Genomic DNA, 18,674 nt, shown 5'->3' on the forward strand with positions numbered 1-18,674 from the left:
AACCTTTATTTATTATATTATTTAGAGTTAATTGATAGGATGAGGAGTAAAATTAATCCTATAAAGCTGTTAGAATTAAATTATTAATTGATCCTCTATCTCCCCTTGATCTCATGGTTGCTGAAATTATTTGTGTTGGTACAGAATTGCTTTTGGGTGATATTCTCAATAGTAATGCTCAATTTTTAGGACAACAATTAGCTCAATTAGGGATTCCTCATTATTATCAAACCGTTGTGGGAGATAATTCAGAACGTCTGAAAAAAGTGATTGAGATTGCCTCTAAACGCTCTCAATTATTAATTTTTACCGGAGGTTTAGGGCCGACTCCTGATGATTTAACCGTAGAAACAATAGCAGACTTTTTTGGTTCTCCATTAATAGAAAAACCGGAAATTATTGAAGATATTACTCAAAAATTTAGTCAACGGGGACGGGTAATGTCGGCTAGCAATCGTAAACAAGCATTAATTCCTGAAGGTGCAGAAATTTTAACTAATTTAACGGGAACTGCACCGGGTATTATCTGGAAACCTAGGGGATCTCACCTAACAATTTTAACCTTTCCAGGTGTTCCGGCTGAACTTTATCAAATGTGGCGAGATGTGGCAATTCCCTATCTTAAAAATAACGGTTGGTGTCAAGGAATTATTCAAAGTCGAACGTTAAAATTTTGGGGCATAGCAGAATCAACTTTAGCCGAAAAAGTTGCGCCTTTTTTAGAGATGAAAAATCCTACTGTTGCCCCCTATGCGAATCATGGAGAGGTGAAATTAAGAATTTCTGCCCGGGCAGAGTCTCAAGAAATAGCACAACAATTAATTACCCCCGTTGAAACCCAACTGCGAGAAATTGCGGGACTCGATTGTTATGGAGCAGATGAGGATACCTTAGCTTCCGTGGTTGGGGCATTATTACAAACCCATCATGCCACATTGAGTGTTGCAGAATCTTGCACAGGAGGAGGGTTAGGACAAATGCTCACCCAAGTTCCCGGAAGTTCTGACTATTTTCTTGGGGGTGTGATTGCTTATGATAATCGGGTGAAAACCTCTGTATTAGGGGTTAACTTGGATGATTTAACTCAACAGGGGGCCGTTAGTGCCATCGTTGCTCAACAAATGGCTTTGGGGGTGAAAACCCTATTAAACACAACTTGGGGTTTAAGTATTACAGGGATTGCAGGGCCAGGAGGAGGGACAGGGACAAAACCCGTCGGACTGGTGTATATCGGTTTAGCCAAGCCTAACGGTCAGGTCGAAAGTCTCGAATGTCGTTTCGGTCAAACTCGGGGTCGAGACTGGATACGCCAGGGGAGTGCCCGTAGTGCCCTTGACCTTCTGCGTCGCCATCTGAGTTAGAGAGCAGGGGGAGCAGAAGCATGAGGGTCAACCGTCAACTCTGAAAACCCCTTGCGTAAATTTGTAAAGATTTGTTATAATAAAAGCGGTAAACTTTAATTCACAACCTAATCACAACTTGTAAAAATTGCTAAGATGTAATTAGTGCAGCCTATCTCAAATTCTAGTTGAGCCAGCCTGTATAACATCGGTTATCATCATTAAACCTTGTTTCAATTCATCCTAAATGCAATTGCTCTAGGAGATGAGTTAAGCTGTAAAATTCTCTAAATTCCTTAGATTGCTCTAGGAATGTCATGTTAGCAAACGCTTAAAAATTCCCAAAATTTTTGTAGAATTTGGAGCGGGAGGTAACATAATAAAATAAAAAATATCTCAGAGATATCTGTTCTGTATAAAACTTGCTAACCCATAGCAAGGCTAAGTTTTGAGCTATATGCCTAACTTGGCTTAAACTTCGGTTAATTAACCTGCAGTCAAGTTGCGTAGCCAGTTTACAACGAGGAGCCATTTGTTCAATGGAATACATTGAGAAAATACTGGAAAAACTAAAAGAATGGGCGCGTGAGCTAATTGATGCCTTATTAGGCCCAGTCGCTCAACCGGAAGCGGAGCCAATTCCTGTACCAGTAGATGAACCCCGTCGTCGAAGGTAGTATATTTAAGGTTTTATCAGGTTACTCCGTTGCTAAGTCTTTTGGTACTGCATGGCCCTAATTTGAATTTGTTGGGTCAGCGCGAACCCGAAATCTACGGGAAAACAACGTTAGACGGAATTAATCGAATGTTGGAGCAGGAAGCACAGTTGCTTGAGGTTCAACTTTCGATGCTTCAGTCTAACCACGAAGGAGCTTTGGTGGATGCAATACACTCCGCATTCGGGCAACACCAAGGTTTATTAATTAATGCTGGAGCGTATACTCACACAAGCATTGCCCTTCGAGATGCAATTTCAGGGGTGGGAATTCCCACCGTTGAGGTACATCTGAGCAATATTTACCGTCGAGAAGCGTTCCGGCATCATTCTTTGATCTCATCAGTGGCAATCGGCCAAATTAGTGGATTTGGCGCAGAAAGTTACCGTCTGGGACTACAGGCTTTAGTTCATCATTTGAAGGGGCAAAAAGCCTGAGAATCGGTTCCATGAAGCAAGATTCCTTATGTAGCCAATTTCAGGGGGCGATTCTCGGAGCAGTCCTCGCTTATGAATTAGGTCAATGTTGGTTGACCTATGGCTCCGTTTTACCGGGTAAAGACAGGATGGAACTTGAGGATGATCCATCTCTGCAACCGATGATATCTCTGCTCAAAACAGGAGTTGGACATCCTCAAAAACCTCTGTCGAGGGTACTATCTCCTCCTTCATCTGGGAATACAGGAAAATTAATTTCCCAACTCACCCAAAGCTTAATCCAATATCAAGGCTTTGATGCGGTTGATTATGGCAGACGGGTACAAACCCAAATCAAACCTTTGTTTAAGTCGGCTAGTGAAGTAGCTTTATTGGGCTTACCCCTAGGGTTGTTCTTTCATGACAATTTGAGGGCGTTACAACAGTTAGACTGGAAGGGATTAGAAGGGGTGGCCGAGATTCAGGATGGGATAGGGCTGATGGCCACAGCGATCGCTGAGATGCTCACACCTAACCCAGACCTTCATCGGCTGATTCCTAACCTTTTACCCCAATTACAGCCAGAAACAGCTTTAACGGCTAAATTAGAACAAGTTCAAACCTTATTGGAACACAGAGCTAGTTTAGAAACGGCAGTTCGTCAATTGACTCAGACGACAAAAGCCAGTTCTGCTAACTTTGATTCTGAAAACTGGATTGCTTTAGCCCTAAGCTTTTATTGTTTTCTGACCACTCCCGAAGACTATTCTTTAACGGTTTTGCGATCGCTACAAACAGGATATCACCCCGAACTGACTGCGACCCTAAGTGGTGCCTTATCGGGTGGCTATCAAGGCTTAAGGGGAATTCCTACCCGATGGCGTTTAGCCTTTTCAGAGAAACCGTTATTTTCCCAAACTGACCCAAAGATTGAAAATAATTCTGTAGAATTCAACAATTATGAAACTGAGTTGCTACAGTTAGCTCATCACTTATTCGCGGTTTGGTCAGGGGTGTATCATCCCATTCCTTCTCATCCCGCTTGTAAGACTTTCACACAATCAGCCGTAGCAACCCCAACCCGGATGAGAATACAAGAATAAATTATTTTTAGCCGGAGAGATCGGTGCTGAAACCCCCTAACAATAAGCGTTCCTTAAAAATTTCAAGCAATACTATAGAATGAAGATGAAACGGCTGCTAAACCCTTGATCTAGCTTCAATGCAGATGAATACGCTCCATGCTCTGACGCAACAGATTGAACGGCTTTGTAGCCGCGCTCATCCTCCCTTGTCTTCTGTCAAGCCTTCAGAAATACCCCCTTCCCTCCGCAGTTATACGACTCCCTCCGGGCCCCGACGCCAACGGAGAAACGTTAACAAAAATCCGGGTTCGGTGAGTAGTTCCACGTTTTTCTTGGTGGCCGTTGTTTCCTTAACCAGTGTTATGGGAGTACGGTTTTACAACCAGCCCAAACTCGATGTGGGTCGGGTTGCACCGGAAACCATTCAGGCGCCTTGGGATGCCAGTGTTCCCGATATTAAAACAACCGATGAGAAGCGCAAAGCCGCAGAAATTGGCGCGATTCCGGTATTAGTAATTGATGTATCTATTAATCAAGAAATTAATCAAAGGATTCACAAGGTATTGGAACAGGGAACCTATATCCGAAATATTTCCCAACCCTTTCCTTTTGTGGATAAAGGGATTTTATCGACTGAAGTTCAACGTTATTTAAGGCGCTGTCCAGAACGAGAATGGCAGGATTTATTGGCTCAAGTTGAACAAGTGAGCGTACAAATTCCGGCGACAATTCAGCCTAAAAGTCCTAATAAAAAGACGGCTACAAAATTTGCAGATTGGCAACAAGCAACTTTAGAAGCTATTCGACAACAAACCTTAATTCAATTAAAAGCTTATCGTCGTCGAACGACTCCCATTGAATTTTCGCAATTGGTCTCTGACATTACACAAGCTCGTTGGCGTTATGCAAAAGCGTTAAATGCGTTTTCTCAAGACGGGTTAATTGATCAAGAAATTTTCTACACGGAATCGTTTTTTGAATGGCCTGATACGACTTGGTTGCAAACTCAAACGGGAATTCATAAAATTACTCAGGAAATGTTGTCTCAAGGCATCGCTCCCGGCTTACCCGATGAAATTCTTAGACAAGCGATTGAGATTCAAGTCAAAAATACGATTCCTTCAGAAAGTCAATTGTTTGCGACCCATTTATTGACTGAAGTTTTAAAAGCAAATTTGGTGAAAGATCCTCTAGCTACTCGTCATCGAGCGGAGTTAGTTGCCCAAAAAATTGAAACGGTGACGGTGAATATTAATAAAGGGGAGATCATTGTTCTTAGAGGAGAAAAAATTACTCAACAGGATTTTGTTCTCCTGGATTATTTTGGTTTAAGTGAACGGGGAATTAACTCGAAAGGATTAATGAGTTTGGTGGGATTAGTGAGTGCTGGAGTGGGACTGGTTTTAGTCGTTGAATGGAAATTTCATCGAGGTTTACGTCGTCGAGATCGATTGTTATTATTACTGTTAACGTTAAGTACGCCGATTATTATTTTATTAAAATTACCCCTGATTAATTTACCCGCAGTGGGGTTATTAGTGGGTAGTTTTTATGGGTCTGCTGTGGGTGCTACCGTAGTGGGTTTGCTTTCAATTTTATTACCCATTGGGATGGAAATTGATCACGTCCATTTACTGGCGAGTGCGGCGGGGGGACTGGTGGGTAGTTTGTTAGCGGGACAATCTCGCTGTCGGGAAGAGTTAGCGTTATTGGGATTAGGGGTTGGCGCGGCTCAAGGTGCCGTGTATTTAATTCTAAATTTAATGGCAAGTGCAACGGCGGGATCAATTTGGTATGTGTTGCTTAAAATTGTGGGGTTACAAGTGTTAGAAGGAATTGCGTGGAGTATTGTCGCCTTGGGTTTGAGTCCCTATTTAGAACATTTATTTGATTTAATTACTCCAATTCGATTAGCCGAATTAGCAAACCCGAATCGACCGTTATTAAAACGATTAGCCACAGAAGCACCGGGAACGTTTCAACATACGATGTTTGTGGCTAATTTAGCAGAAGCAGCAGCACAAGAATTAGGCTGTAATGTGGAATTAGTTAGAACAGGAACTCTTTATCATGATATTGGAAAAATGCACGACCCGTTAGGATTTATTGAAAATCAAATGGGAGGGCCGAATAAACATGATACGATTAATGACCCTTGGGCAAGTACCAGAATTATTAAAAAACACGTCAGCGAAGGGTTAGTCATGGCGAAAAAATATCGTTTACCCAAAGCAATTCAAGCGTTTATTCCTGAACATCAAGGTAATATGCAGATTGCTTATTTTTATTATCAAGCGCAACAACAAGCTAAAGAAAATCCTCGGTTAGTCGTGAATGAAGCGGATTTTCGCTATGATGGGCCGATTCCCCAATCGAGGGAAACGGGTATTGTTATGTTAGCAGATTCTTGTGAGGCTGCTTTGCGATCGCTTAAAGATGCCAGCCATGAAGAAGCGTTAAATATGGTGAATAAAATTTTAAAAGCTCGATGGCAAGATAATCAATTAATCGATTCGGGTTTAACGCGGGAAGAAATGAGTAAAATAGCCGAGGTTTTTGTCCGGGTTTGGGAACAAGTGAATCACAAACGAATTGCTTATCCTAAAGCGGCGTTAACTTGTCGATAATATACTATTATCCTTTTACCCCTGACCCCGCATCTGTAGGCACAATATAGCGTTGTAATATTAAAAAGAATAGCAAAACAGGTGCAATAGAAATCACCGAACCCGCCGCAATTAATCGCCAGTCTAAAGAAAATGTTCCGGCTAGGGTTGCTACGCCTAAAGGCATGGTATAATAATCGGGTTGGTCTAATATTAATAACGGCCAGAGAAAGTCACTCCAAGACCCAATAAAGACAAAAATTGCTAAGGTAATTAAAGCAGGTTTGACAGCCGGAATCATCACATTCCACCAAATCCCTAATTCTGAACACCCATCAATTCTAGCGGCTTCTTCTAGTTCTTTGGGGACGCTTTGAAACGCTTGTCTTAAGAGAAAAATTCCAAAGGCAGAAGCAATACTAGGGAAAATAATTCCTAAATAACTATTCCTTAATTCTAACTGCACCGTTAACACATATAACGGAATCATCACAATTTGAAAGGGAATCATAATTGTGGCAATAATAGCCGTAAAAATTCCATCTCTACCTTTAAAGTTTAATCTGGCTAAGGGATAAGCGGCTAAGGAACAAAATAATAAATTTAAACTCACTGTTAAGGTCGCTACAATTAGACTATTGAATAAATATCGACCAAAAGGGTTTGTTTTCCAGACGGTAATAAAATTCTGAAAGGTCGGTTGACTGGGGATTAATTGCGGGGGAAATTGAAAGATATTCTCACTCGGAGATTTAAACGCGGTACTCACTAACCAAACCAAAGGAAATAACATTAAGACAGCAATTATTCCCAAAATAATATAAATAATAACTGTTTTTAGGTTTTGATTATTCAGGTTAAATTTAGGCAGTTGATCAATCATTTTAAACTCTTAAATCAAAAAAACTAGATTCTGTACAAACTGCATTTAATGGTTTATCCCAAGCATCAATGGGTAATTGAGGAAGATAAGCAAAATCAAAAATAATTCCAATTGTCGGAATAGAATTCCATTCGGGTAAACTCAACATTCGATCATAAAATCCGCCTCCGTATCCTAACCGATATCCTTGAGCATCACAAGCAACGGATGGAACTAAAATTAAGTCAACTTCACCGGGTTTGAGTTTCGGTAAGTTAATATGAGGTTCAAGAATACCATAACGATTAATCTCATAACCATCTCCAGGTTGCCAAGAATGCCACGTTAAAGATTGTTCAACACAACGGGGAAATCCCCATATTTTAGTCGTGTTACTCCATAATAAACTTAAATCGGGTTCTTGACGAAAACTGAAATAAGATAAAATAGTTTTAGATTGTTGAAAAAGTGAATAATCTTTTAAATTTTTGCACAAATAATCACTTTTTTGTTTCCAGTCTTCTTTTAACAGTGAACGACGTTGTTTTATCAGTAAACGTCTTAATTCTGGTTTGATTTGATTCAACATTCCTTTTTAATGAGACTAAAATTTTCTAAAGCTGTAATAATATTAGCGATCGCTTGATGCTGAGTCGCTTTATTTCTAATTTCTATAATAACCTGACTATAAATTCTGCATCCGTTCTCCATGAAACCTAATGGATCTTTCTTTCATCAACTCTAAGATTTGTAGCCAAGGGTAGGTTCGGTGGCCATTGGGAAGTTGAGTCTTTACCATGATTTAAGCTTTTGTCGATTTCTGAAATAATGTTCTCAACTCATTTAACTCATGGCTCTAAGGATTTAATTTTGATAATAATCATGGTAATCTAAATTCGGATCTCATCTGTTTAAGAAACTGGGCAAAGAGATGTCTTTGCTGAGGTCGAGATGTTATCTAAACCGTCTGTAAACCAATGAAGCTTGTGTGTGAGGAGTTTAAGAATGCGTCAAGTCTGGCGTTGGGCTATAACAGTAACAGGTAGTATGACACTGATTGTGGGTCTGGGACTGACTCAAGCACTCCCTTCATTGGGAACCGCTTCAGAATTGTATGGGGCTCGTTCCTTAAAAGAATTAATTGGATTACGAGATCGCTTAATTCAAGAGTTAGAAACACCTCCTAAAGATCGACCCGAACCCAACTTTTTTAACTCTTTATTTGCTGATCCCCTGGAATTTGAACCCAATGAAATATTATTACAAAAACTAAAAACCGTTGAAGTTCAAATCTTAGTTGAAGAACGGGCTGAAGATAGTTGGAAACAAGCGATTCGTTTAGCAACCCAAGCTCAAAAAGTTGCTAATCCTAATGATCCTTCTCCTCAACAACGAAAACAAGTACAAGATCTGTGGGAAAAAGCCATTAATAATTTACAAGAAATTCCCCCTCATTCTTTATTAGCAGGTCAAACTTCTAACAAAATTAAAGAATACGAATCCAGCTTATCTAAAATCACAGATAAATTATTAGATGCACGGGCAAAAATATTAGAACAAATTCGTCAAGAAAGCGGGTTAACTCGTCAAGCCATGCTGACAGTTTGTACCTTAAAACGAGACTGCGTTAATTTACGGGGAAATGAACCCCCAGCAAGTCCCGCTAGTTTAATTAAAGTTCCCGTTGCGATCGCGCTTTTACATAAAACAGCCGAGGAAAAAATTAGTTTAGATCAAAAAGTTCTGGTAGAGAGAGGAAACTTTACAGAAGATGCTTCATCTATTCAAGCTCGTCAATCTTACTCTTTAAAAGAGTTAATGGGAGTTATGATTGATCACAGTAGTAATATTGCAACAAACCAATTAATTGATTATTTAGGTTCAGATTATATTAATAAATTTTTAGAAGCAGAAGGCTATAAATTCACGAAAGTTAATTTTAAATTAATGGGAGATCATATTATGCCTTGGCGACCGGGGAAAGGACGAAATCGATTAACCAGTAATGAACTCACGGAAATGATGGTAGAGGTTTATAATTATGAACATCCCTCTTCTCAAGTCTTAATTGATGCGTTAAATCGTCAATATGATCGGGTCATTGGTTATGCAGGTTTACAAGGATTACCGAAAACTCAATGGTTAGGAGAAAAAACGGGTCAAAATTCTAGGGTGATTGGCACAACCGTTGCGGCTCAAATTAATGGAGAAAAATATATTATTACTGCGATTGATAATAACACGGCTAACGTTCCCCAAATTAGTACCTCAGTCCATAAAATAGCAGAATATATTGTGGAAAATGGGCAACTATAATCAATCATTTCACCGGATGTAGCGATCGCAAATAAAAAACTGTAGTAAGCCCTTCAGGGCTTTCTTAGAGTCCTAAAGGACTCACTACACCGTAGTAAGCCCTTCAGGGCTTTCTTAGAGTCCTAAAGGACTCACTACACCGTAGTAAGCCCTTCAGGGCTTTCTTAGAGTCCTAAAGGACTCACTACACCGTAGTAAGCCCTTCAGGGCTTTCTTAGAGTCCTAAAGGACTCACTACAAAAGTCCTAAAGGACTCACTACAAATAGAAAATTTAGCAGTCAATTATTCTTCATCTTCACTATCAACTTTATTTTTAATTTCATGCCAAACTGATAAAACTCCTGCCATCCAACTTTTAACAAATGTTAATTTATTTTGCTCATCATCGGGTAATAAATAACTCAATTCACCCGATTCTAAACGATTTTGATTTTGATAGTGGTGATGATCTAAAAAAGCCCACAATTCGGCAAATGCGTCTGAGTCAATATTAATCCCGGCAACATTCAGATTTGCAATGCGGTGAAATTCTTGATAAGATAAACTACTAGCCGATTTAACCCCAAAATTAAAACCTTGTTCTTGAACTTGTTCTTCTATGGTTTTTTTGTCTTCGCGTAAGCGTTGAACTAAGGATTCAGAATCAAAGGTTGCAGTCATTTGTTCTTGTAGAGAAATAGCCATAATTAAAGCCTCCTGGCATTTGCCAGATTAGTAAATCAGTTAAAAAGGGGAAACTATAGCAATCTGATCTGACTTGTAAATTCTCTGTATTTCGTATTTAAAAAATCGATTACCCTTGTATCTCATAATTTACAAGTAATCTGGAAATGCTATAGTTATTGTTGATAGCATCTGGGTTGTTTGACAAAAATCAGAGTTTTTAACAATAGGAATAGTCGAATCCTGATTAGCCCATTGAAATGAATTCATTCGGTTAAATCACTGAATTTTATTCGGCTTCCACATCATTAAGTTCGTCTTTAATTTGATTCCAAACTGTTAATACGCCTTCCATCCAACCTTCAACAAAAATTGATTGGTTTTCCTCATTCAGAGAAGTCATTTCGCGTAATTCTTCGCCTTGAAATTCCATGTTTTGCTCAGGTTGACGACTGGCTAATAATTTCCACATATCCGCAAAGGAATTCGCTTCGATTCTGACATGACCTTGACTGAGGCGTTCAATGCGTTGGAATTCTTTATAGGAAAGGGTCATAGCAGATTGAATTCCTAATTTCCGACCTTGTTCTTTAATTTGCGCCACTAACAATTTTTTTTCCAGTTTCAGGCGGTCAATCAGTTGTTGGTGGTTAAAGGTTAATGCTTGGGTTTGGGTTTCTTTGAGTGTAATCGCCATGTTTAAAGCCTCCTGGCACACGCCAGATATGTTGATTTCTTGTTTAACAGTCTGCAATCGCTCATACAACCCATTGGGGATGGCAATAGTCAGTCGTTTTGCACACATCGTTTTAACTTTTCTGTGTATAGGTATACAATAACTCGACTATTTGCATAATGGTAGCTCTTGTTACATTTTTTTACATACTTTCTGGTAGTTGTCCCATTTGTTATGTACTTATAGGGGTTTGAGGCGAATTGAGACTTGTATTATGTAATTAATGGATTTTTGAATAAAGTTATGCAATGAGAGGGTGGACATATAGCAGTCGCGCCTGGGGTGTTAGGACATAGACTGATGCTAAAACCTAAACTTTTGTCCCTCTTTTCCTGCGGTGTTCCCTGTTCTCTGCTTTGCACTGAGCTTGCGATGCTCTGAGCCTGTCGAAGGGTCGAAGTGTTCCCGGCTATATATATAGTGAGGGATCTAAATCTAAAGATGGCTAAATTCTGATTTGCATAAATCCGTTAAAACGGGTTTTCGCTTTTAGCCTGTTCGCGCAGCGTTGGGGAACAATCATTGATTTCCAGGTTTTAGCCTTTAAACTCTAAACTCTAAACCCTAAACTCTGAAAACAGCCATTAAAGTCATTTAAACAAGGCTTAAAAGTCAGAAAAACTTGAAAAAATAGGTCAAAAATGGTTTTAATATAACTCTCACTAATCGTCTAATGCCTGTGCTCAGGTAATTTTATCGGCATACTCTAACTCGCTCCCATTGTTAAACCAAAAGCAATTCTTGTTACTTAGATAAAAGTTTTAAATAATTTATCTAAGTATAAAAACAATAGGATGTTAAAAAAATCTAGGGGAATTTTAGATAATTTACCCAGATGTTAGATTAAAAATAGGGTTGGAAAAGCTAAAAGTCTTTTTAACTTTAGCTCTAATAAAATTGTAAATAAATTTTAAAAATTTGATGGTAAAATTTGTTATCATTTTTAATGAAGTCAGAGAATATTGATTTTTTGATAAGTTTTAAGAGGTTATATTCTTTTTTTTCAATATTTTTGACTGTTGAACTTGATAATATTGAAGAGGCAATAAGCTATTTTTATTGACATTAACTGAAGGAGGTTTAATCATTTATTAAAAGCAATGAGTTAAAATACTCATTAATAAAAACAAAATTCAAAACCTGACCCAAGGAGTAATTTATGATTGGTGCAACTCCAGAAGGCTACTATGCTTTAACATTCGGTTCAGATAACTTTACAATTATACCGAATTTGCTGATTAATTCACCTCAAGGATTATTAGCTTTAGACGGAAATGATACGGTTTTCGGTTCAACTGTTACCGATATTATCAGTGGGAATCAAGGAGACGATAGTTTATTTGGTAATGATGGCAATGATTGGATTCGCGGTGATGAAGATAATGATTATATCGATGGCGGTTTAGGGGATGATACCCTAATTGGTGGCTTAGGTCAGGATATTCTGGTCGGGAGTTTAGGTCAGGATTGGTTCTATGGTCAGGAGAATTCTGATCTCTTTGTTATCCAGCTAGAAAGGTCTGCAACTAATTCAATGTATGGGGATCTGATTCAAGATTTTAACCCGGTAGAAGACACAATTGGCTTACGGGGAGGATTTACAGAAGCGAGTCTTCAATTACAACCCTTTGAGGGAGGAACGTTTGTTCAAGACTTGATCACGGGTCAGATTATGGCAACGGTTTATGCCGTAACACCTGAACAACTTCAAGGTCATTTGATTAATGTCGAAAATAGCAATTTAGATCATTTCAATAATGTATCTAATGGAGCAATAGATTTGGGAATATTGACTAATCCGTTATCCCTCAATAACTTTGTCGGTGACTCAGATATTTATGACTTCTATCGGTTTACGCTGAATACCCCAAGTGAAGTCAAAATTGATTTAACAGGATTAAGTGGAGACGCTGATTTAGTGCTTTATCAAGATGTTAATGCTGATGGATTAATATCAGAGACAGAACAAGCATACTCTCAAGAAAATGATCTCAATCCTGAAAAAATTGTTCAGCTATTAGCATCGGGGAATTACTTTTTGTGGGTGAGGCAATATCAGGGAGATGCGAACTACAATCTTAACCTGAGTACATCACCCTTGCCTCCCCTGCAACCGGATAATACAGAATCTGACCCCACAACCGTAAAAACTGTAGAAACACCCTATTCTGGGGCAACATTTAATGATGTTGTTGAACCTTTTGATACCCTGGATATTTATCGGGTTCAGTTACCAACCCAAAGTGACATTACGGTAAACCTTAACTTTTTAAATTCTAGTGCTAATGCGGATGCCGATATTTGGATTGTTCGAGATAGTAATGGGAATGGTAATCTCGATGAATTTGAAAATGCTGTTGGGTCAGATCAACTTGGAACCACTCCAGAAAAAATTACCCTTAAGGGTATGAATCCAGGGGACTATTTTGTGGGAGTACAACAGGTAGAAGGAAATACGGGTTATACACTAGATTTGTTAGCAACACCCAATTCAAGCCGACCCCAATTTTTAGAGCCTTCTGGAATTCCAAATTATAGTTCCTATTATGGTTGGGGAATGGTTGATGCTGCCAAGGCTGTTGCTCTGGCGACAGGTCAAACGACACCTTATCCTGACTATCCCACCTCTACGCTGTCGGGGGATATTCCCACCTATGGTAACTTTGCAGATCTTAACGTGATGAATGTACCTGAAGTGTGGAATCAAGGCTATACCGGAGAGGGTGTAATTGTGGCAGTGTTAGATACCGGGGTGGATTTGAAACATTTTGATTTGGCAGATAATATTTGGGTGAATTCACAAGAAGCCAATGGTCAACCGGGAATTGATGATGATAATAATGGCTATATTGATGATGTCAATGGCTATGATTTTGTGGACAATGATCCTAACCCTAACCCCAATTTTAAGGAATTAGAAACTGATCACGGGACTCATGTTGCTGGGACGATAGCCGCCGCTGCTAATGGTGATAGCGCTTATTCAAATGGTCAATGGAATGTTAATGGAGTCGCTTTCAATGCTCAAATCATGCCTGTGAGAGTGATTAGTAATATGAAAAAGTTTGACGAAACCGTTGCTGAGGGAATTCGATATGCGGTTAAAAATGGAGCCAAAGTGATTAATATTAGTGCAGGAGAACATAGTCCTGATTCACAGCAAGGGCTAGTACCACAACCCCAAATCAAAGCAGAATTGGAAAAGGCGAAAGAACAAGGCGTTACTGTAGTCATTTCCGCAGGTAACGAACGTTCCAATTTTGCAGAAGGTTTAGTCACGTTACCAGCTTACCCCTCTCGCTTTTCTGAAGACGACCTTGCCATTTCGGTCGGTGCAGTTAATAGTAGCAACAGCAATAACCTGCAATTTGCCACTTTCTCTAACCCCGCAGGCGTTAAATCGTCTAATTTCGTCGTTGCACCTGGAGTTGATGTTTGGTCTACCGTACCCAAAATCATCTATACAACGAAGGGAGGAACTTCAATGGCTGCACCCTACGTTTCCGGGGTAATTGCCCTGATGTTAGAAGCCGATCCTAATCTTACTGTTGATCAGATTCAAGATATTTTAATTCAAACGGCTAATCCCCAAGCCATTACTGGAATTGAAATTTCAACGGTGATTCCGCCGGATGTAGCGATCGCATAATTAACAATAAAATGTCAGGGAATCGATCTAAAATTAATTAGAATTCCCTGCATTTTATCAGTCTAATCTAACTCTCGCCGCCCTTCTAACGCGCGTGCTAAGGTAATTTCATCGGCATATTCTAACTCACCCCCCATCGGTAAACCAAAGGCAATGCGGGTGACTTTAGTAAAGGGTCTTAACAGTTGACCTAAATATAATGTTGTGGTTTCTCCTTCAACACTCGGACTAATCGCAATAATCACTTCTTTAATTTGTTGTTGACTTACCCGACGAATTAACGGTTGAATGGTTAATTGTTCAGGGCCAATACCATCCATCGGAGAAATCACCCCCCCCAAAACATGATATTTTCCCTTATATTCCCGTGTTTTTTCTAAGGCGATAACATCACGGGAGTCGGACACCACACAAATTGTATCGGGGTCACGTTGGGGGTGACGACAAATCTCACAAACGGGTTCAGCCGAGAGATGGAAACAAACCTGACAAAAACCTACTTGCTGTTTCGCATCTAATAACGCCTGGGCTAAAGCTTGCACATCTTCATCAGGACGCTTAATTATATGAAGCGCCAACCGTTGGGCTGTTTTTGGCCCCACACCGGGTAAATGTTGCAATTGCTCAATTAATCGAGCTAAAGGACGAGTATAAACCGTTGGACTGCCTCCAATTCCAAACCGTAGTAAGCCCTTCATGGCTTTCTTAGAGTCCTAAAGGACTCACTACAAACCGTAGTCAGCCCTTCATGGCTTTCTTAGAGTCCTAAAGGACTCACTACAAACCGTAGTCAGCCCTTCAGGGCTTTCTTAGAGTCCTAAAGGACTCACTACAAACCGTAGTAAGCCCTTCAGGGCTTTCTTAGAGTCCTAAAGGACTCACTACAAACCGTAGTCAGCCCTTCAGGGCTTTCTTAGAGTCCTAAAGGACTCACTACAAACCGTAGTAAGCCCTTCAGGGCTTTCTTAGAGTCCTGAAGGACTCACTACATTTTACCGTAAAAATTCCCCCTCTCTGTCCCTAGACTATCTATTCGGTTTCCGCATAGAAACTATTCTGAATAAGTTTTGATTGTTTGAACCCGTGTGACTAAGCTAAAGACAACTCGCGAAAAACTAATATTTTAAATAGAGTGAATATGTTTGAATTAATCCCCTTTCATAAATTTCGTGATACTCCCAGTGTGCGTTTTTTTGATATTACAATTGCCAATTCAAACGCCCGTGATTTAGTCTTTCATGAAGGGCCAGCCATTAGCCCCAATAATACTGAAACCGGATATTGGCAATTTTATCTTCATCCCCATCAAGAAGATAATTTGTTAGCAGTAAGTGGGGGACGCACCTTTTATTTAGTTAATTTTGCTTGGAAAGATCCCTATCATATTGTTAGATTAGATGCGAACCGTCACATTTTGAGAATTCCCCCCGGAACCTTCCATCGTTCTGTTTCTGACCCCGATGGTTCGTTAGTTTTAAACCAAGCCGTTAGAGCAGCAGAAGCAACAATTCAAAGCGAGTTTCGCGTTTATAATAGTTTTGAAATTCCTCGTTTGCTGAAAGTTACTTCTAAATTCGGCCCCGAACCCATTTTACATGGCTTTGATCACGAAGAACGACAAGCCGCTTAAGTGAATTACTCAGTCATTCCTCTGTAAAATCAAAGGAATGGCTGGAAATTCAGATCACTAATGAATCTTGAATCTTTCTATTAAGAATTATTGACTCAGATCACAATATTTGAGGTTGATCTGTTCTAAATTTAGACATCTCAGATCCCCTTCCCATAGAGGTAATCCTGAAAAATCTGCTCCAGTTAAATCCGTGTTGAGAAAACACAATAAATTAATTAAATTTCCAGCAGCATAACCGTATGGGATTTTGATCTCTCGAAGTTTAATTAAAATCAAATTCAACTGTTCAGCAACATCTTCTGAACTTTTATATCGGACTAAAAGTTTTTGAATTAAAGGTTTAACAAAAGCCGAAATTTGATAATTTTGAACAGAAGCGTTTGCAGTTGTCTTGAAAATTGGATAATTTTGCAACATGAAAAATAACGGACAACAACGAGGAGTATTCTTTTGATTTTCACAGGTTAAATCTTGATAAAAATGTTCAATAATTCTTTCCGTAAGATAAGCTCTAATTAAATAGTTTTGAGTAAATCCTAAACTCTTTTTTTGAATTAGCGATCGCCGTTGCAAAGATTCTAAACTTTCTAATAATACGGGTTGAGAGACAGGCGGAAATAAATCCTCTACAAGTTGTGTACTAGAAACAGGTTTGCTTTCAATTGTTAACCAATACATTATCTTTTTTTCTAATTCGGACAAATGATTAAATTGCTGATCTAATATCGCTTTTATTCCATTAAAAATGATCTGATTTTCCTGTACAAATTCTGCTATACTATAGTTAAATATATCTTGAATTGATCCAGCAGCAATTTTTAATAAAAGCGGATTACCTGAATAATAAGTCACTAATTTTTTATAGTCTAATGAAGTTCCTTTAATCTCTTTAAGTTTTAAAGTTTTCTCTCCCGCTTCAAAATCTAAACCTTTTAACTTTAAGACTCGAACAGGTAAAGTATTCCCGGCTAAAACAGCAATTTTTTTAGGAGTTTCTCGACTGGTGATCAGAATACAACTTTGATGGTTAATTTCTCCCAGTTGTTGCAAAAGTTTCCGATAGTCTTCATATCCATTTCGGTAGTTCCCCGTTAACATTCTATCTTGAAAGACTGTATCAAACCCATCAAGAATAATTAAACATTTATGGTGTTGTAAATATTCAATAAACTGTAAAACTTTGACTTCGATTCTTTCAGAAAACTTTGGTGGGGGAGCATTAATTAAACAATTATCAAATATTTCTGTTAGTAATTCAGAGCACGATAAGCCTGTATTAAGATTATATAAAAACACAAATTCAAACTGTTGCTTAATTTCATGGGTTAGTTTAACAGATAACGCCGTTTTGCCAATTCCTGCCATCCCTACAATTGCAATTAAGCGACAATGTTCTTCTAAAATCCAGTGTTTCAGGGTCGAAAGTTCAGTGCTTCTGCCATAAAAACAGGAGACATCAATGGCTGCGGTTAAATGATAAGCGTTGGGAGACTCTCTCATTTTTTCTAATTCTAATCTTTCCGCTATTCTTTTCTTTTCACAGGAAGAACAATCATGAGTCGCTAATGGTTTTGATACAATGTCATACTGACTAGAACCCTGTTTTGATTGATGGGCGTAGCAGTTAATGACAGAATGTAAGTTGGCTTTAGTAACAGGTTTTCCTAAGATTTGAGAGAGCGATCGCCACAACCGAGAACCCACCACTTTAATATAGTCTGTATCGTAGTCGAAGGCTGTGGCAATTTGTCGATAGGATTTTCTTTGCCAAGACTCCCGCAACACCAGTTCTTGAGTATCGCTCAACCCATTTGATGGAAACAGAGGAGTTAATAGCGCTAAAACTTCATCAGGTGTCATCTCTGGCATAGTTTATTACCGTCGCACTCTCATTTGATTTGTATTTTATCACCTTTGATCACCTTTTTAACTGTTCTTCGTTTATCTTCAGGTTTCTTTACATAAAAGTGATCACCTTTTCTTACCGTCAATCAACAAGTGATCAAGTTAGTCTAAAAACAGAAAGCCAGAAACTCTAATAACTTAAGGAGAGTTAAGGATGAATAAGATTATGAAAACGATTTTTGGAGGAGCAAAAATGAAATTGCCAAAATTAATTTTCCTTAGTACCCTGGGGTGTTTAGCTTTTAATTTTTCCTTTTCTCCTTTAGTGAATGCGGGAGAAATATCCTGGGTATATGGCAGAAATGGTGCTTTGTCTAATAATCCAGTCAATATCAATAATGAACCATTCTTTGTCTGTCAAGTTAGCTTATCGGATTCTAAAGGTAATTTTGTTTTGCCTGGTAAACTATCACCAGGTCTTCAAAAGTGTCTCATTTCCTATGGCGGTCGGGAATTCGGTTATTCAAACTATAGAGTTCTCAATGTAGTTTCTGGTCAAGCAATTTGGGTAGCTAAAACTGGAAGTTTTGAGCCTGATGGTGCAATTATCGGCGGTCGTACTTCAGATGGAAACAAAATCTTTATTTGTGCTGTTCCTATTGGTGGTGGTTGGACAATAGGACGATATCATTCTGGTAGTGATCAATGCTATATACCTTATGGGGGTGATGAAAAATTTTTTACTGGAACTAACATGAAAATCTTAGTATTAAGATAATGATTGTGTAGCCAATCTAAAAAAGAAG

At 38.9% G+C, this 18,674-nt stretch carries 16 protein-coding genes; 9 read left to right on the top strand and 7 right to left on the bottom strand.

Going from position 1 to position 18,674, the window contains the following annotated elements; translation table 11 throughout:
* Positions 1-113: 113 nt before the first annotated feature.
* The 5 genes from IQ236_RS01525 (at position 114) to IQ236_RS01545 (ending at position 6,184) form a co-directional block, all read left to right on the top strand.
* A complete protein-coding gene (locus IQ236_RS01525) occupies positions 114-1,361 on the top strand; it encodes a competence/damage-inducible protein A (RefSeq protein ID WP_193867644.1) in 1,248 nt (415 codons plus the stop codon).
* 518 nt (positions 1,362-1,879) lie between these two features.
* Positions 1,880-2,017: a hypothetical protein gene (locus tag IQ236_RS01530; protein WP_190519944.1), complete on the top strand. Its 138-nt coding sequence runs from the start codon at positions 1,880-1,882 to the stop codon at positions 2,015-2,017.
* 29 nt (positions 2,018-2,046) lie between these two features.
* Positions 2,047-2,493, top strand: coding sequence for a type II 3-dehydroquinate dehydratase (aroQ, locus tag IQ236_RS01535; protein WP_190519942.1), 447 nt, complete (start codon positions 2,047-2,049; stop codon positions 2,491-2,493).
* Positions 2,494-2,504: 11 nt separating this feature from the next.
* Positions 2,505-3,575 carry an ADP-ribosylglycohydrolase family protein gene (locus IQ236_RS01540; protein ID WP_193867645.1) on the top strand — a complete coding sequence of 357 codons (1,071 nt, stop codon included), beginning with the start codon at positions 2,505-2,507 and terminating at the stop codon, positions 3,573-3,575.
* Between the two features lie 119 nt (positions 3,576-3,694).
* A complete protein-coding gene (locus tag IQ236_RS01545) occupies positions 3,695-6,184 on the top strand; it encodes an HD family phosphohydrolase (protein ID WP_456107198.1) in 2,490 nt (829 codons plus the stop codon).
* Positions 6,185-6,191: 7 nt separating this feature from the next.
* Here IQ236_RS01545 and IQ236_RS01550 read toward each other — a convergent pair whose 3' ends face one another.
* The 3 genes from IQ236_RS01550 to IQ236_RS27960 are packed head-to-tail and all read right to left on the bottom strand — an operon-like array spanning position 6,192 to position 7,736.
* Complete coding sequence (locus IQ236_RS01550) at positions 6,192-7,046, bottom strand: carbohydrate ABC transporter permease (RefSeq protein WP_193867646.1); 855 nt, start codon at positions 7,044-7,046, stop codon at positions 6,192-6,194.
* A gap of 1 nt (position 7,047) precedes the next feature.
* A complete protein-coding gene (locus IQ236_RS01555; protein WP_193867647.1) occupies positions 7,048-7,614 on the bottom strand; it encodes a 5-formyltetrahydrofolate cyclo-ligase in 567 nt (188 codons plus the stop codon).
* A complete protein-coding gene (locus IQ236_RS27960; protein ID WP_265578662.1) occupies positions 7,608-7,736 on the bottom strand; it encodes a hypothetical protein in 129 nt (42 codons plus the stop codon). The genes IQ236_RS01555 and IQ236_RS27960 overlap by 7 nt, the downstream gene beginning before the upstream one ends.
* A 294-nt stretch (positions 7,737-8,030) precedes the next feature.
* Here IQ236_RS27960 and IQ236_RS01560 point away from each other — a divergent pair, with 294 nt between their 5' ends.
* The gene (locus tag IQ236_RS01560) at positions 8,031-9,341 is read left to right on the top strand and encodes a serine hydrolase (RefSeq protein WP_193867648.1); all 1,311 of its coding nucleotides are present in this window, start codon (positions 8,031-8,033) and stop codon (positions 9,339-9,341) included.
* A gap of 283 nt (positions 9,342-9,624) precedes the next feature.
* Here IQ236_RS01560 and IQ236_RS01565 read toward each other — a convergent pair whose 3' ends face one another.
* Positions 9,625-10,026, bottom strand: coding sequence for a protein kinase family protein (locus tag IQ236_RS01565; protein WP_193867649.1), 402 nt, complete (start codon positions 10,024-10,026; stop codon positions 9,625-9,627).
* Between the two features lie 268 nt (positions 10,027-10,294).
* The gene (locus IQ236_RS01570) at positions 10,295-10,702 is read right to left on the bottom strand and encodes a molybdopterin-binding protein (protein WP_193867650.1); all 408 of its coding nucleotides are present in this window, start codon (positions 10,700-10,702) and stop codon (positions 10,295-10,297) included.
* A 1,198-nt stretch (positions 10,703-11,900) separates the two neighbouring features.
* Between IQ236_RS01570 and IQ236_RS01575 the strand changes: the two genes are divergently transcribed.
* On the top strand, positions 11,901-14,390 hold the full coding sequence (locus IQ236_RS01575; protein WP_193867651.1) for a S8 family serine peptidase: 2,490 nt from the start codon (positions 11,901-11,903) through the stop codon (positions 14,388-14,390).
* Between the two features lie 62 nt (positions 14,391-14,452).
* On the opposite strand, the gene recR is transcribed toward IQ236_RS01575, so the two are convergent.
* Positions 14,453-15,088 carry a recombination mediator RecR gene (gene recR / locus IQ236_RS01580; RefSeq protein ID WP_193867652.1) on the bottom strand — a complete coding sequence of 212 codons (636 nt, stop codon included), beginning with the start codon at positions 15,086-15,088 and terminating at the stop codon, positions 14,453-14,455.
* A gap of 440 nt (positions 15,089-15,528) precedes the next feature.
* Here recR and IQ236_RS01585 point away from each other — a divergent pair, with 440 nt between their 5' ends.
* On the top strand, positions 15,529-16,020 hold the full coding sequence (locus tag IQ236_RS01585; protein ID WP_193867653.1) for a redox protein: 492 nt from the start codon (positions 15,529-15,531) through the stop codon (positions 16,018-16,020).
* 87 nt (positions 16,021-16,107) lie between these two features.
* Here IQ236_RS01585 and IQ236_RS01590 read toward each other — a convergent pair whose 3' ends face one another.
* Positions 16,108-17,892 (bottom strand): NACHT domain-containing protein, encoded by a 1,785-nt coding sequence (locus tag IQ236_RS01590; RefSeq protein WP_193867654.1) that lies wholly within the window; start codon positions 17,890-17,892, stop codon positions 16,108-16,110.
* Positions 17,893-18,094: 202 nt separating this feature from the next.
* On the opposite strand from IQ236_RS01590, the gene IQ236_RS01595 reads away from it, so the two are divergent.
* The gene (locus IQ236_RS01595; protein ID WP_193867655.1) at positions 18,095-18,646 is read left to right on the top strand and encodes a DUF3421 domain-containing protein; all 552 of its coding nucleotides are present in this window, start codon (positions 18,095-18,097) and stop codon (positions 18,644-18,646) included.
* Positions 18,647-18,674 lie beyond the last annotated feature (28 nt).

This window comes from Planktothrix mougeotii LEGE 06226, from assembly GCF_015207485.1.
Taxonomy (GTDB): domain Bacteria; phylum Cyanobacteriota; class Cyanobacteriia; order Cyanobacteriales; family Microcoleaceae; genus Planktothrix.